Raw genomic sequence first — 19,130 nt, 5'->3', positions numbered from 1 at the left:
TAGGAAATATTTTTAGAAATTAGTCATAATGAATGGTCACATCATAATAAGAGTCTACATTCAGACCATTTATTTTGCCGGGAATCCATTGTATATGTGAAATAAAATCTTTCAATTGTTTATTGAATTGTTTTTCAAATATATTGTTTTTTTTGTTTTGAAATTCACTTTCTACTGATAAATCTTTAATTTTTCCGTTTTTAGTGAGTGTAAACGTAGCAGAAGTATAAGAGTAATATTTTTCTCTTTTCCTAATGTATTCTTTAGGGATTGGATGTTTTTGAAGGTAATCAACTTTAATTTTTTCAAACTGATTATCCATTGTAGAATTAGGATAACGTGAAAGATCATCACATCTTTCATAAGAAAACACTTCATCAGGATGACTTTTTATAAACTGATGTTTTGCAGTATCACGCAAAGAGTCTATAAATTTCTTGCCGAAGCTTTTTAGAATAAGCCTGTTCATCTCAATTTCCCTGCAGTTTTCATACTGATCATTAGGAAATCTTACACAGGATATTGGGATTTTCTTGGTTTTTATATGATTCTAATTCAGAAGTATGATAAATTCATCTTCTCCCAGATAATCAGAAGCTAAACCGGAGAAAATGGTCCAGGTATAGTTTTTATAATTGAAATCATTTTGAGCCTGCTTTTTTTGATCATCACAATCTATCTCGTAACCACTTTTCTTCTGATTACAAGATAGCATTGTAATAGCTGCCAGAAATAGAGCAGACTTTATGTTCATATTAGCTGATAAGCTTCATAATTTGCAGAGCAATTTTTAGTGCTTCAGTTCCGTCTTCAAGAGATACTTCTACATTTTTGTCACCTGTGATGGCATCCGCAAAAGAATTTAATTCATCAAGAATAGCATTGTTAGGCTGAATATTCGGATATTCAAACAAGATCTGATTCTTCTCTCCATCGGCATTCTCAATAATCATATCAAATGGAGTAGGGCTTTCAGGAGCATCCTTCATTCTGATAACTTCAGCTTTTTTCTCAAGGAAATCTACAGAAATATAGGCATCCTTCTGGAAGAACCTGCTTTTTCTCATGGCTTTCATAGAAATTCTGGAAGTAGTAAGGTTGGCTACACATCCGTTTTCAAACTCTATTCTTGCATTGGCAATATCCGGAGTTTTGCTTACCACACAAACACCGCTTGCATGGATATTTTTAACCTTGGATTTCGCCATACTCAATAGAATATCCAGATCGTGAATCATAAGGTCCAATACCACAGAAACATCTGTGCCACGGGGATTAAACTCAGCCAGCCTGTGGATTTCAATAAACATTGGATTGCTGATGTATTCCTTAGTCGCAATGAAAGCAGGATTGTACCTCTCAACATGTCCTACCTGTGCCTTGATACCGTTTTCCTGGCACAAACGAAGAATTTCTTCTGCCTGCTCAAGAGTCTGGGTAACCGGTTTTTCGATAAAAAAGTGAAGACGTTTTTCAATCGCTTTTAAAGCGTAATCGTAGTGATAAATCGTTGGAGTGACAATGTCAAGCATGTCGATCTGGTCCAATAATTCATCAAAATTTTCAAAATATTTATATCCGAATTCGGCTTCCAATTTCTTTCCGTTTTCAACATCTTTATCGTGGAAACCTACAAATTCATATCTATCTGATTGATTAAGAAGTTTTAAATGTATTTTTCCCAAGTGTCCGGCACCTACCAAACCTGCTTTTAACATAGCTGTATTAAATTTTTGTAAATATAGTGAATGTACATTTATAAAATACATGACTTTTCACTTGGAGATATTCAAGATGGAACACGTTTATTCATTAAAGAAATTGCAGTAAATTCACGGTCTAAAAAATAACGATGAAAAGACTCATTTCGATTGTACTCTTCTTTGGATTATGTACTGCAGGATGTATAGGAGATAGTCCATATGACCCGCAGGCTAAATGTGGAACTCCAACAAATTTGATATTTGAAAAAGGGAATAACCGGCTTTCCTGGAGTATTATTAGTCAGGGCGAAGGATATTATGAAGTGCAGTATGGGGAACCTGGTTTTTCTTTAGGAAAGGGAACCACCATTGTCACCTATAAGAATTCCTATAATCTCCCTCTATATAAAGATAATAAATATGACCTTTACGTGAGAAAAAATTGCGGAATAGACAATGGGCGGAGCAACTGGGCGGGACCTGTTACCGTCTTGGCCGGCAATACGACAACTTGTGTAAAACCGGGGTATGCAACGTATTCAAAAACAACTTCTTCGGCAATTTCTTCTATTTTTGATGCTACAGTATCCTGGGAAAATGATGGGGTTTCTGCATATGAAACTGTTTTGACAATAAGTTCTGCTCCTCCTGCAAGTGGAGATTTGGTAATCGCAGGTCAGAAAGCCATCTATGTAGGGTTAAGTAAAACAGTGAATTATAACTTTTTTGTGAGAAAAAGATGTGCTGATAATACCTTCAGCGATTTTTACGGACCTTATCCGATAAGATGGAATTAAGAAATAAAAACAAAGCAGTCATTTTTTGATTGCTTTATTTTTTGTGGATAATTCTTTTCTCCAATTTAGGAAATCTAATTTCTAATTTCTTACTTTTGTCAAATGCAGGATTCGTTTGTACATAAAGGAAAAAGAAAGATTTTAGTTGAATATCTTCGACACAGAATTGGAATTTCGGATGAAAATGTACTTCGGGCGATGAGTGAAGTTCCGAGACACCTTTTTATCGAAAGTATTTTTGAAGATTTTGCCTATGAAGACCGTGCTTTCCCAATTCTCGCGCATCAGACCATTTCCCACCCTTCCACGGTGGCAGAACAGTCTGAGCTGTTAAAGGTAAAGGCAGGTGAAAAAGTTTTGGAAATCGGAACAGGATGCGGATACCAGACCGCAGTTTTATTGGCAATGAAAGCCCATGTATATACCGTGGAAAGGCAGAAAGATCTGTTTGATTTTTCAAAAAAGAAACTCAGAGAAATGCATCTCTATCCAAAGTTTCAAAGCTTTGGGGATGGTTTTGCCGGATTGCCTACTTTTGCTCCTTTTGATAAAATTATCGTTACCTGCGGAGCTTCCACACTCCCTACAGAACTGTTGAAACAATTGAACATTGGAGGAATTATGGTGATTCCATTAGGACCAACGGATGAGCAGGTTTTATTCAGGTTTACGAAAGTAGGTCCTACAGAATTTGAGAAAGAAGAATTCGGAGCGTATAAATTTGTTCCGATGTTGGGAAATACCAATCAATAATTCTATCAATAGGAATGGACTTTAGTCCGTTTTTCATCAATAAAAACTTACCAGGCTTTAGCCAAGATTTAAAATCTTTTAACTCCATTTCGGAATGAAAATTGATGGAATTAAAACCCCTCGATCTTGAAATTCCTCATTAGGAAAAAATAAAATAGATACTGAACAAACATTCAGATGAAAAGAAATAAATTTTTAATATTAAAGTTCAATAACCTTACTTTTTGCGAGTGAGGTTTTTTATTTACAATCATCAAACAACAGTATAATGAAAGTTTTTATCAATAAAAGAATTCCCGAAACAGGAATTAAAATGCTGGAAGAAGCAGGCCTGGAAATTATCTTACCGGAAAATGAAAACCTCTCTTACGAAGAATGGCTGGGCTATTGTAAAAATACAGATACCATCCTAAACGTAGGCGGTGACTTTAAATATGATAAGAAATTTTTTGATGCCTGCCCGAATGTCAAAGCTATTGCTTTATACTCTGTAGGATTTGATCATGTGGAAATAAAAGAAGCCGCACAAAGGCATATTCCAATTGGAAATACTCCTGATGTTTTGAGCAGAGCCACTTCTGATGTAGCCTTTTTACTGATGCAGTCTGTGGCAAGAAGAGCCAGTTATAATTTCCAGAAAGTAAAAGACGGAAACTGGAATGCATTTGATCCTTTGCATGCTTTGGGACAGGAGCTGTACGGAAAAACACTGGGAATTTTCGGATTGGGACGTATCGGCTATGAAATGGCAGAAAAATCAAAGAAAGCTTTTGGGATGAATATCATTTATCATAACCGAAATCATAATGAAGAAGCAGAACGAGAATTGGGAGCAGCTTATGTTTCTTTCGAAGAGCTGATCAAAAAATCAGATGTATTGAGTGTTCATGCCAACTTTACTCCTGAGCATAAAGAATTATTCAATTATTCCTTATTTGAACAGATGAAACCGGACTCTATTTTTATTAACACGGCCAGAGGAGGTTTTCACAATCAAAAAGATCTGTATCAGGCGTTGGTAGACAAGAAAATCTGGGGGGCAGGTCTGGATGTTACCAACCCGGAACCGATGTCATCGGACGATCCTATTCTTGGGCTTTTAAGTGTTTGCATTCTCCCGCACATTGGATCTGCTACTGTTGAAGCCCGTAACGGGATGGCAAGACTGGCTGCAGGAAATATTATTGCTTTTTCAAAAAATGAAAAAATGCCTTATTGTGCAAATCCGGATGTTTATTCTGATCATTCATCATAACTTGGAATTATTTTTGTTCTGATTATATAAACCTAAAACCTTACATATCATGGCACCAGAGAAAAATATTAATGAACAAAACAAGAGGTTAGAACAAATGGATTATAATCCTAATGAAGATATATTTAAGAAAGAAAAGCACATTTCGCTTGATGGAGACGGTAATCCTATTTTAGAAGACGATTTTGACGAGGATAAAATTGATAAAGGTTTAGATATCCCCGGCACAGAAGATGATGATGAGATGGAAGAAATAGGAGAAGAAGATGAAGAGAACAATTACTGGAGTCTCAGCGATAATGAAGACGACCATGAAGAAGAAAACGATGATGTTTTAACCTGAAATTTTACGAAAAATAAACCAGCCTTATTGATTTTCAGTAAGGTTTTTTTATGTTGAATAAGGACTTCCTTTGGTAAGGGCAATTCCCCTCCCTCGGAGGGGTGGGTTCAAAAATTTACAGAATTTTTGAAGACGGGGTGGTTCCATAGTGCAGCACAATAAAATCCTCTAACTCCTTCATCACAACACTCAGATTATTCCTCACATCAAAATCTGCAATTCTGAAAATAAGCAGTCCTAATGACTCAGGATATTCCTCCCTTATCCCATCATAAACCTGCTTTTCATCATGGCTTGAATCATCTATCTCAATAATAAGTCCCAAAGTTTTCACATAGAAATCAACGATATAATTTCCAATAATCCTCTGCCTGTCAAAATCAATTTCATGAAATTTTTTTGTCCGGACTTTCTTCCAAAAAATCACTTCACCCAGAATCCTGGCTTTGCGTTTTTCTTTTAATAATACTTTTAAATAGGGATTGTAGGGAAGATTTTCCACGAAATTTCTACGGATTGGAATTCCGTTGATGTTGGTAAGGATTTCTTTCATTGTTGTGTTTTAACCACCCCGTCTTCCAAAGTTTACACTTTGAAATCCACCCCTCCGGAGGAGGGGAATTGAGGTGCATCTTTTCAAATATAATATTTAATATCAAATCTTCATTAGTTTTGTAAAAAAGCAAAAAAGCAAATGTATTCCCTTCGCTATTTAGCTTATCCCCTTGCCTATATTTTCTAATTTGAATATCTTTAAAACTTCAAACATTGTTTCAACATAGACCTTTAAATAGTAATATGACATTTCAAGAACAGATACAGCAGGGGATTCCTAATAAGCTGCCACAAACAAAACCATACGAGACCAATATCAACCATGCTCCGAAGCGTAAAGAAATTTTAGGAGAAGAAGAGAAAAAACTGGCATTGAAGAATGCTTTACGTTATTTTGATCCTCAGTTTCACGCAGAGCTGATTCCTGAATTTAAGCAGGAACTGGAAGATTATGGAAGGATTTATATGTACCGTTTCCGTCCGGATTATGAAATGAAGGCGAGACCTATTACAGACTATCCCGGAAAATCTGAGCAGGCGAAAGCGATTATGCTGATGATTCAGAACAATCTGGATTATGCAGTGGCACAGCATCCTCACGAACTGATTACATACGGTGGAAACGGAGCTGTTTTCTCAAACTGGGCACAATACCTTTTAACGATGAAGTATCTTTCAGAAATGACAGATGAGCAGACGCTGACAATGTATTCGGGACATCCTATGGGGCTTTTCCCTTCTCATAAAGATGCACCAAGAGTAGTTGTGACGAATGGAATGATGATTCCGAACTATTCAAAACCGGATGACTGGGAGAAGTTCAATGCATTGGGTGTTACCCAGTACGGACAGATGACCGCGGGAAGTTATATGTATATCGGTCCGCAGGGGATTGTTCATGGGACAACGATTACGGTGTTAAATGCTTTCAGAAAAATTAAAAAAGAACCGAAAGGAGGACTTTTTGTAACGTCAGGATTAGGAGGAATGAGTGGTGCTCAGCCAAAAGCTGGTAATATCGCTGGCTGTGTTACCGTATGTGCTGAAGTGAATCCTAAAATCACCAAAATCCGTCACGATCAGAAGTGGGTGAATGAGATCTATGAAAATCTTGATGAACTGGTAAAAAGAGTAAGAGAAGCACAGGACAATAAAGAAACTGTGTCTTTGGCTTACCTTGGAAACATTGTTGAAGTTTGGGAGAAATTTGATCAGTCAGATTTAAGAATCGATATCGGGTCAGATCAGACTTCACTTCACAATCCTTGGGCTGGAGGGTATTATCCTGCAGGACAAAGTTTTGAAGAATCTAATATCATGATGGCTGAAAACCCTGAATTATTCAAAGAAAAAGTTCAGGAAACATTGAGAAGACATGCTGCAGCCATCAACAAACATACAGCAAAAGGAACGTATTTCTTCGATTATGGAAACGCCTTTTTATTGGAAGCTTCCAGAGCCGGAGCTGATGTAATGGCAGATAATCCTACATTGGGAAGAGAATTCAAATATCCAAGTTATGTACAGGATATTATGGGACCTATGTGTTTCGATTATGGTTTCGGACCGTTCCGTTGGGTATGTTCCAGTGGAAATCCGGAAGACCTGCAGAAAACGGATGATATTGCATGTGCAGTATTAGAAGAAATGGTGAAAAACTCTCCTGAAGAAATTCAGCAGCAGATGAAAGACAACATTCAGTGGATCAAAGGAGCGCAGGAAAATAAACTGGTAGTAGGTTCACAGGCAAGAATCCTTTATGCAGATGCAGAAGGAAGAATGAAAATTGCAGAAGCCTTCAATAAAGCCATTAGAAACGGTGAAATAGGACCTGTAGTATTGGGGAGAGACCACCATGATGTTTCGGGAACAGATTCTCCTTACAGAGAGACTTCCAATATCTATGACGGATCAAGATTTACTGCAGATATGGCGATTCACAATGTGATTGGTGACAGTTTCCGTGGGGCTACCTGGGTTTCCATTCACAATGGTGGTGGCGTTGGCTGGGGAGAAGTAATCAACGGAGGTTTTGGAATGCTGTTGGACGGAAGCGATGATGCCGACAGAAGACTGAAGTCTATGCTTTTCTGGGACGTGAACAACGGAATCTCAAGAAGAAGCTGGGCAAGAAATGAAGGCGCTATTTTCGCCATTAAAAGAGCCATGGAAGCAGAACCGAACTTGAAAGTGACGATTCCAAACCTTGTAGACGAAAATTTACTGTAATATATAGAATTCAGCATTGGCAACAATCAACAAAAAACTGTTTTCACACCTGAACGTAGAGGATAGTGATCCTGTATGGGAGAAGTTTGCTGAGGTTGAATTTTCAAAGAAAAACATATTTCCGGACGACAAAGCCTATCTTGTAGAAGATGGGCTTGTCCGTAAATATTACATCAACAGCACATCGGATATTGATACCGAAATCTGTGCAGAATTCTACTTTCCCGGTGATATTTTTACTGTTGAAGAAAAAAGCTCCGATGCCGTTTACGAATCTATCAACAACGGACTGGCATGGGAAATCACCCTTGATGAGGTGAATGATATGTTTGCTGTAAATCCACACTGCCGTTTCGTTCAGAATTACTATCTGAGCAGAAAACTGAATGCTGCTATGAAAAGAGAAATGCTTCTGCTGAAAAATACTCCGCAGGATCTCTATGAATATCTGCTGAAGAACAAACCTCATTATATTCAGAATATTCCTCTGAAATATCTGGCTTCTTATATCGGGATTACGCCTATTTCTTTAAGCAGAATCAGAAAGAGGATTTTGTAAGAAGCTGGAAGCTGGATGAGGGGAGTTGGAAGTTACTCTCAGTCTTCAGATCTTCTGTAGGTTTATAATTGGTAGATTATTTCAAATAAAAAAGAAGGAATAGTTGTTCTATTATCTCAATCACTTCCATCCTCCATCCCCAAGCTTCCATCCTCAAAACATCCTCATTTATTATCTTTTGTTTATTGTCTTGCCTTCCGGAAGTCTTTTCCTTTGTTGAAAAAAGAATATGGAAATACAAAAACTTAACTGGGCAGGCATTCGTCTCACTTCTCACCACAAAACCATCTTAATAGACGCGGTAGAAGATTTCTCTTACTATAAACCCGTTTTGGGTGATGCTGTAGAAAATCTTTTAGAATTTTCAAAGCATGTACAGGCAGATTATATTCTGTTTACCCACTTGCATCTCGATCATTTTGACAAAGGAGTGATCCGAAAATGCTTAAAGAAAGACGGAAAACTGATCGTCTATGCAGGACTGGAATCTGTTGTAAGAAAGTTGGTAGATGATGTAGAAATCATTGTCCTTGATCTTGATGAAACTTTCACAGAAAGCAATATCACCTTCAAACCCGTATTTGCAATGGATGGAGTGGGAGAAATACAGTCCTCCTGGATCGTAGATGATGGAACTGTCAAAATCTTTCATGGCGGAGATACCATCTGGCACAACCAATTCTGGAAGCTCGGAAAAGAAAATCCAAACATAGACTATGCCTTCTTACCGGTAAACGGTGTCATTGTCAATTTTGAAATCATCGGATTGGAATATAGTCCGATTCCTGCTTCCCTCGATCTGAAAGAAGCTTTTGCGGCGGCCCATCTTCTACATGCCAAAAGGCTGGTGCCGATTCATTACGGATTGTTTGCTCATGAGAAATGCTATATTCCTCAGGTGTTTGACGATCATGATTTGAAGAGCGTTTCGGAGGAAGTAGGACAGGAGTATATGATTTTGAAAGATGGAGCGATGCTGGTAGAATAATAAACAATTTTTTTCTAAACCATTAAGAATGTTGAATATGTTAAGAATATTAAGATGAAGCACAAAACTTAAAAAATATCTTTGATATTTTTCTTAACTCATCTTCATCACTTCAATACTCTTAATGGTTTAAAAAGATAAACTTAGTTGTAAAACGCAAAGACGCAAAATGATATGAAAAAGAGACTGCTTTAAGACGCAAAGACTTTATCTCCGATAAAATTGATGATGTGTCACTTGCTGGAAATTTTAGATTTTCTTGCGCGTTACCATAAAACGCTCAAAAACCTTGCACCTTTGCGTTTTCCAACATAAGTTAAAATGACAAAATATTTTAAAACCCTTTCCAACCTTTTCTACCATAAGCTCATCTTTATAAGCAAAAGAATACTATGAAAATTACCATACCCAAACCCTGTCATGAAAACTGGAATACAATGACCCCCGATGAAAAAGGAAGATTCTGTGCTGTTTGTTCCAAAACGGTGAGAGATTTCAGGAACATTCAGGATGATGAGATCATAGATGTTTTTGCGAAGGCTACGGAAGAGATCTGTGGAAATTTTAATCCGTCACAGCTTAACAGGGATCTACATTATTCCTATATCAATGCTTTATTGGTGAAATTTGCGGTTGGTGTCATGCTGACAACGGGAGGAATGGTACATGTAAATGCACAGCAAAATAAAGCTAATGATACTTTAAAAATTGAAGAAGTACAGGACGTTGTCTTGTCTGAATTCAGGAAAGACAGGAGATTACTTGGGTCAGTTTCTGTAGTGTCTATGGATGCTTTAGCCTGCAAAGAAAAGGAAGGTAAAGGAGCCGTTCCCGATGTGCCAAATATGTTCAGCCAGATCTCTCCTAATGTGCATCAAGAGACAAGTGCAATACGCATTGGCGGGGTGCCTTCAAGCGGAGCAAAACCCTATAATCCATTATATATTGTAGATGGGAAGATAAGCGATTATGAGAAAGTAAAAGCACTGGATGCTAATGTAATTAAAACAGTTAATGTTTTGAAGGAAGCTTCTGCAACGGCAAAGTATGGCAAAAAAGCAAAAGGTGGAGTAGTCGTGATTACGACTAAAAGGAAAGATAAGAAATAAAGGATATTTCAAATACAATGTATCAACATTCCGATTATTAATTTATATTAGTATAAAAAATAACCATGAAACTTACCATACCTAGGCCTTGTCATGAGAACTGGGACAATATGACTCCCGAGGAAAAGGGGAAATTTTGTTCTGTCTGCTCTCAATCTGTTTATGATTTTACAGATCTTTCTGATGAGGAAATCAGTAATTTTAATTTTGATCAAAAGATATGTGGCCGGTTCCGGGAAGACCAGCTAGGCAGGAATCTGAATTTCTCAATTGCAGGTAAATTGACTGCTGGTTTATTTATTGCTGGTGGTGGTTTATCTGCTATCAATGCACAGGAAATAAAGCCTAGAGATACCACAATCCCTACTGAAACCTCAAGTGGTTTTATGGCTCCATCCACAAAACAAGATACCATAAAGAAAGTATTCCGTATAAAAGTGGGAATGGTTGTTTCAGATAATGAAGATTTTTTAATTATTCTGGACAATAAAGAGATGACATTGAAGGAATACAGGGCTTTGAATTTTGATTTTAAAACGGTAGAGAGTACTCAAATTATCAGAGATCCGGAGATTCTAAAAAAATACGGTGAAAAAGCTAAGAACAAGGTTGTTATTATAACAACTAAAAAGAAGAAATAAGTAGCAGACTGTTTTGAAAAAATATACCGCACACTATCAAAAAAAAGACTTGGTTCTGGTATCGGATATTCAGCATGAAATCGGGAGGATAACAGAGACCAGGAAATTGTTTCAATATGAAGAATATATAGCTTTAAACTCAAAAAAATACAATATTAAGAATGTAGGTTTTTTAAAGAATGACATAGAACTTTTTGATGCTAATACAGTAGTTTACTTTACCGATTTGGCCAAAGAAAGAATTATTAAGTCGGGGCAAGAAGTTCGGATCCATTATTTTAAATTAAAGAAGACCAGGCAGCTGATAGAAAAAGGAAAAGTATTAATTGAGATAAGCGAAGAAAAAAGAAGGTTTAAAGAACTTGTTTTTCATGTAGAAGTGGATGATTCTGTTGATGATTTGCTTACTTTATTATTCCTGCATTTTTCAACAAAAGAATTTAATTCTATTGGTGGAGACGGAGATTAAAACACTTCATATAAAGATCCGATGATCATCTCATTATAATTCCAGAAACCCGCTTCCATTGTCACTCGGTAGGAGTTTCAATTATGCTTTTAAACATAATACAAAAACTCAGTTATATGCTGATTTTTATTATTTTGAACCATTAAGGGAGTGAAGTGGTGAAGATAAGTTAAGGAAAACATCAAGATGTTTTTTAAGCGTTGTGTGTCACCTTAATATTCTTAACCTATTTCCCCGCAGATTTCACAGATCTTTTTATATTATCTGCTTAATCTACACAATCTGCGAGAGATCAAAATACACAGTGTTCAATTTTATCGAAGATGAAATCTTTGCGTCTTAAAGCAGTACCTCTTTACTACCATTTTGCGCCTTTGCGTTTTTCAACTTAAGTTAAAATGACAAAATATTTTAAAATCCGTTCCAACCTTTTTTACCATAAACTCATCTTTACAAGCAAAAGAATATTATGAAAATTACCATACCAAAACCCTGTCACGAAAATTGGGAAACAATGACAGCCGATGAAAAAGGAAAGTTCTGTGGGGTTTGTTCTAAAACAGTAACAGATTTTACAGGCTATTCGGATGAAGAACTTTTAATGAGCTTTAAGTCTGATAAAAAGGTTTGTGGAAGGTTTACAGATGATCAGCTGGGAAGAAATCTGAGGTTCTCATTAACTTCCAAAATAGCCTTAGGATTATTGGCCGCCAGTGGAATGGTAACAACTGCCAAAGCACAGGAATTGAAAGATGAAGAAGTAAAGAAAGTAGACTTTAAAAAAGGATTCCAGGGTATAGAAGTCATCAACAATACATTAAATAAAACCATGTGGCTGGGCATGCCTACTGAGGAAGAGATTGAGGCTACACAACCATTGATCCTGCTGGATAATAAAAAGATAAACGAAAAGAAGATGAAAAAGATAAATGGAGATAAAGTGAAAAGCGTAAAAATACTTTCCGGAGAAGGAGCCACTAAATTGTATGGAGATAGAGGCAAATATGGCGTGATTGTAATTGAAAGTAAAAAATAAGAGCATGCTGAAATTCATGTAATATGGATGATTATCATTCGGAATAAGTTGTTTTTTACCCAATAAATTAATACATTGAAGAATGAAAAAAATTGGAATTATAGGTTGTGGCTGGTTGGGTGGTCATATTGCAGAAAGATTATCCGGGCAATATGAGATTTTTGCAACCACTACTTCTGAGTCTAAAATACAGGATTTATCAGATAAAGGATATCACGTTACACAGGTTAGTTTTGAAGACGATAAATCCGAAACAATAAGAGAATGGGAAATTGCTCCACAATTGGATGCAGTGATTGTTACCGTTCCTTTTGCAGGAGTAAGAGGAGCTGAAATTCCATTGCAGGAGAGAGCTCAGAATCTGCTTACATTTCTTGGAGATTATAAAGGGCAGCTCTATTTGATGAGTTCTACCGGTGTATATCCGAATATTGATCAGGAATTTACAGAAGATGACCGATCTGCAGAAGATGTTCCCAGTGAAAGTGCAATAGCAAACAGATTCCCTGAAGTCAATATTTTAAGACTGGCAGGATTAATGGGTGATCAGCGACTTTTAAAGAATTATAATATTTCAAATCTGGACTTGCTGGTGAATCATATTCATTATGCTGATATCTGTTCGGTTGTTGAAAAAATGCTGGAAAATAAATCTCATTCCAAAGTTTATAATGTGGTGGCCCCTGTTCATCCCAATAAAGAAGAGATCATCAATGCCCAGAAAGATCTGCCTTATTTAGGAGAACGTACGACCGAAGGCCGAATTATTTCACCCGAAAAATTAATTTCAGATCTGAATTTTGAATTTCAATATCCGGATCCGAGGTATTTTCATGTGTAAATGCTTCAGGAAATTAAGTGATTCTGATGACCACTAAAAAGGAAAAAGAATGTAAAATAGAAGCTCCGGCGATCTTCGATCGCCGGAGCTCTTTATAATATTAAAAGCAAAAGCTTATTTTCCCACAGCTGCAATAGCGGCCTCATAGTTGGGTTCCTGTGAAATATCCGGTACCTGCTCTTCGTAAATAATTTTTCCTGCAGGATCTATCACAACAACAGCTCTGCTCAGCAATCCTTTCATCGCAGAATCTACCAGTTCCACACCATAGTTCCATCCGAAATCTGAACGGAAATCCGAAAGCATGATCACATTTTTGATCCCTTCCGCACCACAGAATCTTTTCTGGGCAAACGGCAAATCTTTAGAAATACAAAGCACTACCGTATTGGGAAGATTTCCAGCATCCTCATTGAAATGGTGTACAGATGCAGAGCAAACTCCTGTGTCTACACTTGGAAATATATTCAGGATGACATATCTTCCTTTGTAGGAATCCAGCGTCTGATCATTCATATTGACATCGGTAAGGGTAAATTTAGGGGCTGGCTTATTCAGGGCCGGCAATTTGGCATAAGTATGTACTTCTTTTCCTCCCATTAAAACGGTATTGGCTGCTTTGGATTTTTGAGCAAAGCCCACTGCAGAGAAGAATAACAGGGTACTGAAAACTAATTTTGAAAACATGAAAATTTATTTTTCAGCTAAATTATTCTTTTTTCAGGAGCTAAGATTAATTTTAATTCAAATAGATCGAATCTATGATCAGATTGTTTTTTTCAAAACATTTTACTTCTACCTTTATATTATTAAACGTTGCAGTTTCGAAGTGTCATTCCGAATAACGAAAGTCAGATTGTTTGATTTTTGAGGCTGCCTCAATTTTATCACATTAAAAAAATAGAAAGATTTATGAGTTCAGAAAATACAGCATCATTCCATCACATTTTTAAAAATGAAAACGAAATCCCGGAAGAATATAAAGTACCGGTTATTCATCAGAAAACCTATCTGCTAAATGGTGAGCTGGTAGAATGGAACGGAGAGGTTACCGAAATCTATTCTCCGGTATGCATTCCTACAGAAAACGGATTGGAAAGAAAACTTTTGGGAAGTATCCCGAATATTGGTCCCAATGAAGCGATGGAAGTGCTTGAAGCCTGTGTAAAAGCCTATGATAACGGTCTGGGTGAATGGCCTACAATGTCTGTGGCAGAACGTATCAAATGCATGCAGAAATTCGTATACCTGATGATCCAGCAGAGAGATCTGGTGATTAAACTGCTGATGTGGGAAATCGGGAAAACACTGGCCGATTCTACGAAAGAGTTTGATCGTACCGTAGATTATATCAACCAAACCATTGATGCCCTGAAAGATTTGGATAGAGAATCTTCCCGCTTTCAAGAGGCAGAAGGAACTATTGCACAGATCAGAAGAGCTCCGCTTGGAGTAGTCTTAAGCATGGGACCATTCAACTATCCTCTGAATGAAATTTTCACCACCCTTATTCCCGCTTTGATCATGGGAAATACCATCCTGTTCAAACTTCCAAAACATGGGGTATTGGCTCACTATCCTTTATTAAACGCTTTTAAAGAAGCATTCCCGAAAGGAACTGTAAATACATTATACGGAAAAGGATCAGAAATCATCACTCCGATCATGGAAAGTGGAAAAGTGAATGTGCTGGCTTTCATCGGCTCAAGTAAAGTAGCTAACGGACTAAAGAAACTACACCCTAAAGTGAACCGTCTAAGAGCAATTCTGAGCCTGGATGCAAAAAATGCAGCCATTGTTACCAAAAATGCAAATCTGGATGTAGCGGTAAGTGAATGTATTCTGGGAGCACTTTCCTTCAACGGACAGCGCTGTACAGCATTGAAGCTGATCTTTGTACAGAAAGAAGTTGCTGCAGAATTTACCAAGAAACTAAGTGAAGCAGTATCCGCTCTTAAACCTGGACTGCCATGGGAGAAAGACGTGAAAGTAACCCCGCTTCCTGAAGTGAATAAACCTCCTTACCTGAAAGAATGTATAGAAGATGCTTTACAGAAAGGAGCTGCAGTTTTGAATAAAGATGGTGGGTATACAGAACAGTCTTTTGTTTTCCCGGCAGTGGTATATCCTGTAAACATCGATATGAAGCTGTATCATGAAGAGCAGTTTGGTCCGGTGATTCCTGTTGTTCCGTTTGAGGACATAGAAGAACCGATAGAATACCAGGTGAATGCATCCCATGGAATGCAGGTGAGTATTTTCAGTGAAGATCCGCATGAAGTTGCAAGACTTATTGATCCTTTTGTAAACCTTGTAAGCCGTGTCAATATCAACTGCCAGGCGCAGCGCGGACCGGATGTCTTTCCTTTTACAGGAAGAAAAGATAGTGCTGAAGGAACGCTTTCTGTTTTTGATGCACTCCGTTCATTCTCTATCCGTTCTTTGGTTGCTGCAAAACTGACGGATTCTAACAAAGAATTACTTAATACCATCGTCAGAGACCATGATTCCAACTTCTTGAGCACCGATTATATTTTCTGATTCTAAACGGTATCGTATTTAACATAAATAAAAATCCTCAATTAACTACTGTGTTTTTTGAGGATTTTTTTAACTTAATACCGGAAATTAGAGTTTTGTGTTATAATAAGGTGTGTTTTTGTAAATATCACCTAAGGATCAGTGTGTAAATCATGTCTTCACCCGAAAAAGAATTTTTAGAGAAAATTGAAAAGCACAAAGGTGTTGTTTTCAAGATTTCTAAAATGTATATGGATAATAAGGACGATCAGAATGACCTCTATCAGGAGATCATTTACCAGGCTTGGAAATCATATGGTGATTTTCAAAAGAGAAGTGATTTCTCAACATGGTTGTATAGAACTGCGCTCAATACAGCAATTGTTTTTCTGCGAAGTGAAAAAAAACGTAGTTTTATACAGAACCAGAATATAGATGGACTGGGCGTTCGGCAGGAACCTTATAATGATACAGATGATATGAATATGAAAATGATGTATGAAGCCATCCATCAGTTGAGCCCTATTGATAAAGCCCTTATATTTTCTTTTTAGAAGGCTTTTCGGGAAAGGAGATTTCTGTTCAGCTGGGAATTACCGAAGTGAATACACGGGTAAAATTGAAAAGGGCAAAAGAAAAACTGAAAGAGATTATTACCAGGCAAGGGGGAGGTTCCAATTAAAAGATAAAACATGGAGTTAGAAAACTTTAAAGAACTTTGGAATAAAGATACAGGGCAGGAGTCTCCTGAAATTTCTCTGGAAAAGCAGAGAGAAATACATTCTCCGTTGCAGATGCTGAAAATCAATATGGAAACTGAATTTTGGCTGATGATCATTACACTGCCATTACTTTTGACCAATTTCCCATTTGCTTCTACAGATTCTAATATTAGAACCATATCAGCTTTTGTCACCATCCTGACGCTCGCTTTTATCGTTTATTTTTATTCCCGTTTTCGGAAATTGTATAAGCTGCTTCGGAAAAACAGCATCAATACGAATTACGATTTATTCAATCTTAAAACACAGCTTCTTATCTCGAAAGAAATTTACATTTCCTATTATATCTCCTACATACCCCTTGGTTTCATTCTGTCCCTGATCAAAATTAATTTTCATTTTGACATGGAGTATAACCTGGCCATCTTCGGAATAAGTCTTCTGATTACTCTGTTGCTGGTTGCCTTTATTATAAAGTATTGGATCTATTATATGTATGGAAGGTATATAGATGATGTAGTACGCCTTGTAGATGAGCTCAATGATATTGAAGTAAAACCTTTGACCAAAAGGAAAGGAACATGGTTTGAACGTTCACAGAAATTTTTCATGAACAAGTTTGGAATTAAAGGAAATGTCGTAAACACTGTGATATGGTTTGCATCCATGTATATTTTTATCATTGTATTCCTGACAATTGTACTTTTAATCATCATCATAGCAGGAGCGAAACTGGATTTTCTTGATTTCGGATCATTGCAGAGAGCATTAAATAAACTGAATTAGAAATTATTTTATCTTCCGCAAATTTTCTATCTTTAAAAACTTGAGTTGTAAAAAAATATCAGATGGATGAGATTAAGAATCAGATGTATTCTATAGAAGAATTTCTGGAACTTGTAAAGAATAAACAGGACCGGAAGGCATCATATGATCCGGATTATAATTATGCGGTATATTCTTCAAAAGACGAATTTAACCCGGAAATGAAGATTTTTATCGGGGATCCGCTGGATATTGGTGAGGATGATATCGAAAGCTTGCCTGATTTTGTTTTTCATAATAAGCTGAAGTATATGTGTTCTGATGAGAACATTCAGGATGTTGTGGATCTTGCATTCCGTCAGCGTGCTGAGGTTACATGCTCCCAGCTTATCACGGCATTGAACCATTATCTTGAAAAAGATGATTTTTTAGATTTTAAATAACACTAGAATAGCATATTAAATAAAGAACCTGATATAAAAAATGTCAGGTTTTTTTATGCAATATTTTTTTATTTTATGATAACTTATTGAATTTTAAATATGTATGCCTGTGAACAACATTAAGTGAAATACTATTCTAAGAACATAGTACAAATTAAACACACAATGGAGCCTGGTAGTATTTTTCTATCAGTTTTTTTATTTCTTTTGTAAAAAACTGTAACAATTTTTTTAAACGAAAACTAACTCTATAGAGTAACAAGCCATGACCTCACAAGAAAAAGAGTTTATAAGTAAAATTGAACAGCATAAAGGAATTCTATTTAAGATTTCTAAAATGTACATGACTGAAAAAGATGATCGTGATGATCTTTTTCAGGAAATTACGTATCAGCTCTGGAAAGCATTTCCCAGCTTCAGAGGGGATAGCGAATTTTCAACATGGCTGTACAGAATTGCTTTAAATACAGCAATTATTTTCCTTAAATCAGAAAAAAGAAGAAGCTTTATTACCAATGAAGATTTTTCTAACCAGATGATTGTTCAGGAAGACTACGACTATCGTAAAGAAGACCGCCTGGTTGAAATGTATAAGGCTATTCATCAGTTGAATCCTATTGATAAAGCCTTTATATTCTATTATCTGGAAGATTTTTCAGGAAAGCAGATTGCAGAACAGATGGGAATTTCGGAAGGGAATGCAAGAGTGAAAATGAACCGGGCAAAAACTAAACTTAAAGATATCTTAAGCCAAATAAAAAACAACAAACATTAAAATCAGTAATCCAATGAATATCGATGAATTGAAAAACACCTGGAATGAAGATATTGTGGAGGAAACTCCTGAAATAAGCACAGAACAAAGAAATAAGCTCAATCTTCCCCTTGAAAAAATACGTAAAAATATGCGTGTGGAATTCTGGTGGGTCATAGGGATCTTTGTCTTTGCATTTTTAGTCTGCTCATTCTGCCGCCCCTTCAAATTACAATTATATATAACGGTTTTAATTGCCTCCATGCTTATTGTTACCGTTTTCTTTTTTAGCAAGTTCTTTAAATTGTATAACGAAATCAGTAATCCTGCACCAAAGACCTATGATTCTCTGAAAGATCTGGTCATGCAGCTGAATCTGAATAAACAGTACTACCTTTCATACTATATCAGTTTTGCACCATTTCTGGTATGTGAAATCCTTATTGTCCTGGAGTTTATTCCCTGGCCGAAACCTTTGAGTGAACTGAAGATTGCAGTGATCTTAATTGGTTCTGTAATAGGAGGGCTATTCCTGCTCTTTCTGGCTGGGAAATATTGGTTTTACCGGTATTATGGAAGATACATCCAGCATATTGAAGGTCTTTTGGAAGAATTAAAAAGATAGAAAAAAGTTTCGGCGGGCTAAAA

General features: G+C 36.6%; 22 protein-coding genes and 1 pseudogene. 18 read left to right on the top strand and 5 right to left on the bottom strand.

Annotation, left to right across the window (positions count from 1 at the left end; genetic code table 11):
• Positions 1-19: 19 nt before the first annotated feature.
• The 3 genes from DBR39_RS17365 to DBR39_RS17355 form a co-directional block, all read right to left on the bottom strand.
• On the bottom strand, positions 20-469 hold the full coding sequence (locus DBR39_RS17365) for a hypothetical protein (RefSeq protein ID WP_124535209.1): 450 nt from the start codon (positions 467-469) through the stop codon (positions 20-22).
• Positions 470-550: 81 nt separating this feature from the next.
• Entirely contained in the window at positions 551-754 is a 204-nt protein-coding gene (locus tag DBR39_RS17360; protein WP_124535207.1) for a hypothetical protein, read from the bottom strand.
• 1 nt (position 755) lies between these two features.
• Positions 756-1,718: a Gfo/Idh/MocA family protein gene (locus DBR39_RS17355; protein WP_103234123.1), complete on the bottom strand. Its 963-nt coding sequence runs from the start codon at positions 1,716-1,718 to the stop codon at positions 756-758.
• A 134-nt stretch (positions 1,719-1,852) separates the two neighbouring features.
• Here DBR39_RS17355 and DBR39_RS17350 point away from each other — a divergent pair, with 134 nt between their 5' ends.
• The 4 genes from DBR39_RS17350 to DBR39_RS17335 all read left to right on the top strand — a co-directional run bounded on the left by DBR39_RS17350 (position 1,853) and on the right by DBR39_RS17335 (position 4,851).
• On the top strand, positions 1,853-2,500 hold the full coding sequence (locus DBR39_RS17350; protein WP_124535205.1) for a hypothetical protein: 648 nt from the start codon (positions 1,853-1,855) through the stop codon (positions 2,498-2,500).
• Positions 2,501-2,602: 102 nt separating this feature from the next.
• Positions 2,603-3,253 (top strand): protein-L-isoaspartate(D-aspartate) O-methyltransferase, encoded by a 651-nt coding sequence (locus DBR39_RS17345; protein ID WP_124535203.1) that lies wholly within the window; start codon positions 2,603-2,605, stop codon positions 3,251-3,253.
• Between the two features lie 268 nt (positions 3,254-3,521).
• Positions 3,522-4,508, top strand: coding sequence for a 2-hydroxyacid dehydrogenase (locus DBR39_RS17340; RefSeq protein ID WP_124535201.1), 987 nt, complete (start codon positions 3,522-3,524; stop codon positions 4,506-4,508).
• A gap of 49 nt (positions 4,509-4,557) precedes the next feature.
• On the top strand, positions 4,558-4,851 hold the full coding sequence (locus DBR39_RS17335; RefSeq protein WP_124535199.1) for a hypothetical protein: 294 nt from the start codon (positions 4,558-4,560) through the stop codon (positions 4,849-4,851).
• A gap of 115 nt (positions 4,852-4,966) precedes the next feature.
• Here the strand turns inward: DBR39_RS17335 and DBR39_RS17330 are convergent, their stop codons facing one another.
• Positions 4,967-5,404 (bottom strand): endonuclease domain-containing protein, encoded by a 438-nt coding sequence (locus DBR39_RS17330; RefSeq protein ID WP_124535197.1) that lies wholly within the window; start codon positions 5,402-5,404, stop codon positions 4,967-4,969.
• 245 nt (positions 5,405-5,649) lie between these two features.
• Here DBR39_RS17330 and DBR39_RS17325 point away from each other — a divergent pair, with 245 nt between their 5' ends.
• The 8 genes from DBR39_RS17325 to DBR39_RS17290 all read left to right on the top strand — a co-directional run bounded on the left by DBR39_RS17325 (position 5,650) and on the right by DBR39_RS17290 (position 13,278).
• On the top strand, positions 5,650-7,635 hold the full coding sequence (locus DBR39_RS17325; RefSeq protein ID WP_124535195.1) for a urocanate hydratase: 1,986 nt from the start codon (positions 5,650-5,652) through the stop codon (positions 7,633-7,635).
• A 16-nt stretch (positions 7,636-7,651) separates the two neighbouring features.
• Positions 7,652-8,194, top strand: a complete 543-nt coding sequence (locus tag DBR39_RS17320; protein ID WP_124535193.1) for a Crp/Fnr family transcriptional regulator — start codon at positions 7,652-7,654, stop codon at positions 8,192-8,194.
• A 229-nt stretch (positions 8,195-8,423) separates the two neighbouring features.
• Positions 8,424-9,182: an MBL fold metallo-hydrolase gene (locus DBR39_RS17315; protein ID WP_124535191.1), complete on the top strand. Its 759-nt coding sequence runs from the start codon at positions 8,424-8,426 to the stop codon at positions 9,180-9,182.
• Positions 9,183-9,574: 392 nt separating this feature from the next.
• A complete protein-coding gene (locus DBR39_RS17310) occupies positions 9,575-10,291 on the top strand; it encodes a TonB-dependent receptor plug domain-containing protein (RefSeq protein WP_124535189.1) in 717 nt (238 codons plus the stop codon).
• Positions 10,292-10,356: 65 nt separating this feature from the next.
• Positions 10,357-10,932, top strand: a complete 576-nt coding sequence (locus tag DBR39_RS17305) for a hypothetical protein (protein WP_124535187.1) — start codon at positions 10,357-10,359, stop codon at positions 10,930-10,932.
• Between the two features lie 13 nt (positions 10,933-10,945).
• Positions 10,946-11,401 (top strand): hypothetical protein, encoded by a 456-nt coding sequence (locus tag DBR39_RS17300; protein ID WP_124535185.1) that lies wholly within the window; start codon positions 10,946-10,948, stop codon positions 11,399-11,401.
• A 469-nt stretch (positions 11,402-11,870) separates the two neighbouring features.
• Positions 11,871-12,437 (top strand): hypothetical protein, encoded by a 567-nt coding sequence (locus DBR39_RS17295; RefSeq protein WP_124535183.1) that lies wholly within the window; start codon positions 11,871-11,873, stop codon positions 12,435-12,437.
• Between the two features lie 82 nt (positions 12,438-12,519).
• On the top strand, positions 12,520-13,278 hold the full coding sequence (locus DBR39_RS17290) for an NAD-binding protein (protein WP_124535181.1): 759 nt from the start codon (positions 12,520-12,522) through the stop codon (positions 13,276-13,278).
• A 114-nt stretch (positions 13,279-13,392) separates the two neighbouring features.
• On the opposite strand, the gene tpx is transcribed toward DBR39_RS17290, so the two are convergent.
• On the bottom strand, positions 13,393-13,965 hold the full coding sequence (tpx, locus tag DBR39_RS17285; protein ID WP_185147212.1) for a thiol peroxidase: 573 nt from the start codon (positions 13,963-13,965) through the stop codon (positions 13,393-13,395).
• A gap of 225 nt (positions 13,966-14,190) precedes the next feature.
• Between tpx and DBR39_RS17280 the strand changes: the two genes are divergently transcribed.
• The 6 genes and pseudogenes from DBR39_RS17280 to DBR39_RS17255 all read left to right on the top strand — a co-directional run bounded on the left by DBR39_RS17280 (position 14,191) and on the right by DBR39_RS17255 (position 19,107).
• On the top strand, positions 14,191-15,819 hold the full coding sequence (locus DBR39_RS17280; protein ID WP_124535179.1) for an NADP-dependent glyceraldehyde-3-phosphate dehydrogenase: 1,629 nt from the start codon (positions 14,191-14,193) through the stop codon (positions 15,817-15,819).
• 152 nt (positions 15,820-15,971) lie between these two features.
• Positions 15,972-16,480 (top strand): annotated as a pseudogene (locus DBR39_RS17275) (RNA polymerase sigma factor).
• Positions 16,481-16,490: 10 nt separating this feature from the next.
• Positions 16,491-17,306, top strand: a complete 816-nt coding sequence (locus tag DBR39_RS17270; protein WP_124535177.1) for a hypothetical protein — start codon at positions 16,491-16,493, stop codon at positions 17,304-17,306.
• A 62-nt stretch (positions 17,307-17,368) separates the two neighbouring features.
• Positions 17,369-17,728 carry a hypothetical protein gene (locus tag DBR39_RS17265; protein ID WP_124535175.1) on the top strand — a complete coding sequence of 120 codons (360 nt, stop codon included), beginning with the start codon at positions 17,369-17,371 and terminating at the stop codon, positions 17,726-17,728.
• Between the two features lie 265 nt (positions 17,729-17,993).
• Entirely contained in the window at positions 17,994-18,503 is a 510-nt protein-coding gene (locus DBR39_RS17260; protein ID WP_124535172.1) for an RNA polymerase sigma factor, read from the top strand.
• A gap of 13 nt (positions 18,504-18,516) precedes the next feature.
• Positions 18,517-19,107, top strand: a complete 591-nt coding sequence (locus DBR39_RS17255) for a hypothetical protein (protein WP_124535170.1) — start codon at positions 18,517-18,519, stop codon at positions 19,105-19,107.
• Positions 19,108-19,130: the final 23 nt, after the last annotated feature.

The organism is Chryseobacterium sp. KBW03, assembly GCF_003852415.1.
Lineage (GTDB): Bacteria > Bacteroidota > Bacteroidia > Flavobacteriales > Weeksellaceae > Chryseobacterium > Chryseobacterium viscerum.
Note: the sequence above shows the minus strand (reverse complement) of the source record. Positions and strands in the feature narration are given on the sequence as shown.

Excerpts from the sequence above, each read along its gene's own strand:
- DBR39_RS17365 (WP_124535209.1), bottom strand. The coding sequence starts at position 469 with ATGAACAGGCTTATTCTAAAAAGCTTCGGCAAGAAATTTATAGACTCT.
- DBR39_RS17360 (WP_124535207.1), bottom strand. The coding sequence starts at position 754 with ATGAACATAAAGTCTGCTCTATTTCTGGCAGCTATTACAATGCTATCT.
- DBR39_RS17355 (WP_103234123.1), bottom strand. The coding sequence starts at position 1,718 with ATGTTAAAAGCAGGTTTGGTAGGTGCCGGACACTTGGGAAAAATACAT.
- DBR39_RS17350 (WP_124535205.1), top strand. The coding sequence starts at position 1,853 with ATGAAAAGACTCATTTCGATTGTACTCTTCTTTGGATTATGTACTGCA.
- DBR39_RS17345 (WP_124535203.1), top strand. The coding sequence starts at position 2,603 with ATGCAGGATTCGTTTGTACATAAAGGAAAAAGAAAGATTTTAGTTGAA.
- DBR39_RS17340 (WP_124535201.1), top strand. The coding sequence starts at position 3,522 with ATGAAAGTTTTTATCAATAAAAGAATTCCCGAAACAGGAATTAAAATG.
- DBR39_RS17335 (WP_124535199.1), top strand. The coding sequence starts at position 4,558 with ATGGCACCAGAGAAAAATATTAATGAACAAAACAAGAGGTTAGAACAA.
- DBR39_RS17330 (WP_124535197.1), bottom strand. The coding sequence starts at position 5,404 with ATGAAAGAAATCCTTACCAACATCAACGGAATTCCAATCCGTAGAAAT.
- DBR39_RS17325 (WP_124535195.1), top strand. The coding sequence starts at position 5,650 with ATGACATTTCAAGAACAGATACAGCAGGGGATTCCTAATAAGCTGCCA.
- DBR39_RS17315 (WP_124535191.1), top strand. The coding sequence starts at position 8,424 with ATGGAAATACAAAAACTTAACTGGGCAGGCATTCGTCTCACTTCTCAC.
- DBR39_RS17310 (WP_124535189.1), top strand. The coding sequence starts at position 9,575 with ATGAAAATTACCATACCCAAACCCTGTCATGAAAACTGGAATACAATG.
- DBR39_RS17305 (WP_124535187.1), top strand. The coding sequence starts at position 10,357 with ATGAAACTTACCATACCTAGGCCTTGTCATGAGAACTGGGACAATATG.
- DBR39_RS17295 (WP_124535183.1), top strand. The coding sequence starts at position 11,871 with ATGAAAATTACCATACCAAAACCCTGTCACGAAAATTGGGAAACAATG.
- DBR39_RS17290 (WP_124535181.1), top strand. The coding sequence starts at position 12,520 with ATGAAAAAAATTGGAATTATAGGTTGTGGCTGGTTGGGTGGTCATATT.
- tpx (WP_185147212.1), bottom strand. The coding sequence starts at position 13,965 with ATGTTTTCAAAATTAGTTTTCAGTACCCTGTTATTCTTCTCTGCAGTG.
- DBR39_RS17280 (WP_124535179.1), top strand. The coding sequence starts at position 14,191 with ATGAGTTCAGAAAATACAGCATCATTCCATCACATTTTTAAAAATGAA.
- DBR39_RS17270 (WP_124535177.1), top strand. The coding sequence starts at position 16,491 with ATGGAGTTAGAAAACTTTAAAGAACTTTGGAATAAAGATACAGGGCAG.
- DBR39_RS17265 (WP_124535175.1), top strand. The coding sequence starts at position 17,369 with ATGGATGAGATTAAGAATCAGATGTATTCTATAGAAGAATTTCTGGAA.
- DBR39_RS17260 (WP_124535172.1), top strand. The coding sequence starts at position 17,994 with ATGACCTCACAAGAAAAAGAGTTTATAAGTAAAATTGAACAGCATAAA.
- DBR39_RS17255 (WP_124535170.1), top strand. The coding sequence starts at position 18,517 with ATGAATATCGATGAATTGAAAAACACCTGGAATGAAGATATTGTGGAG.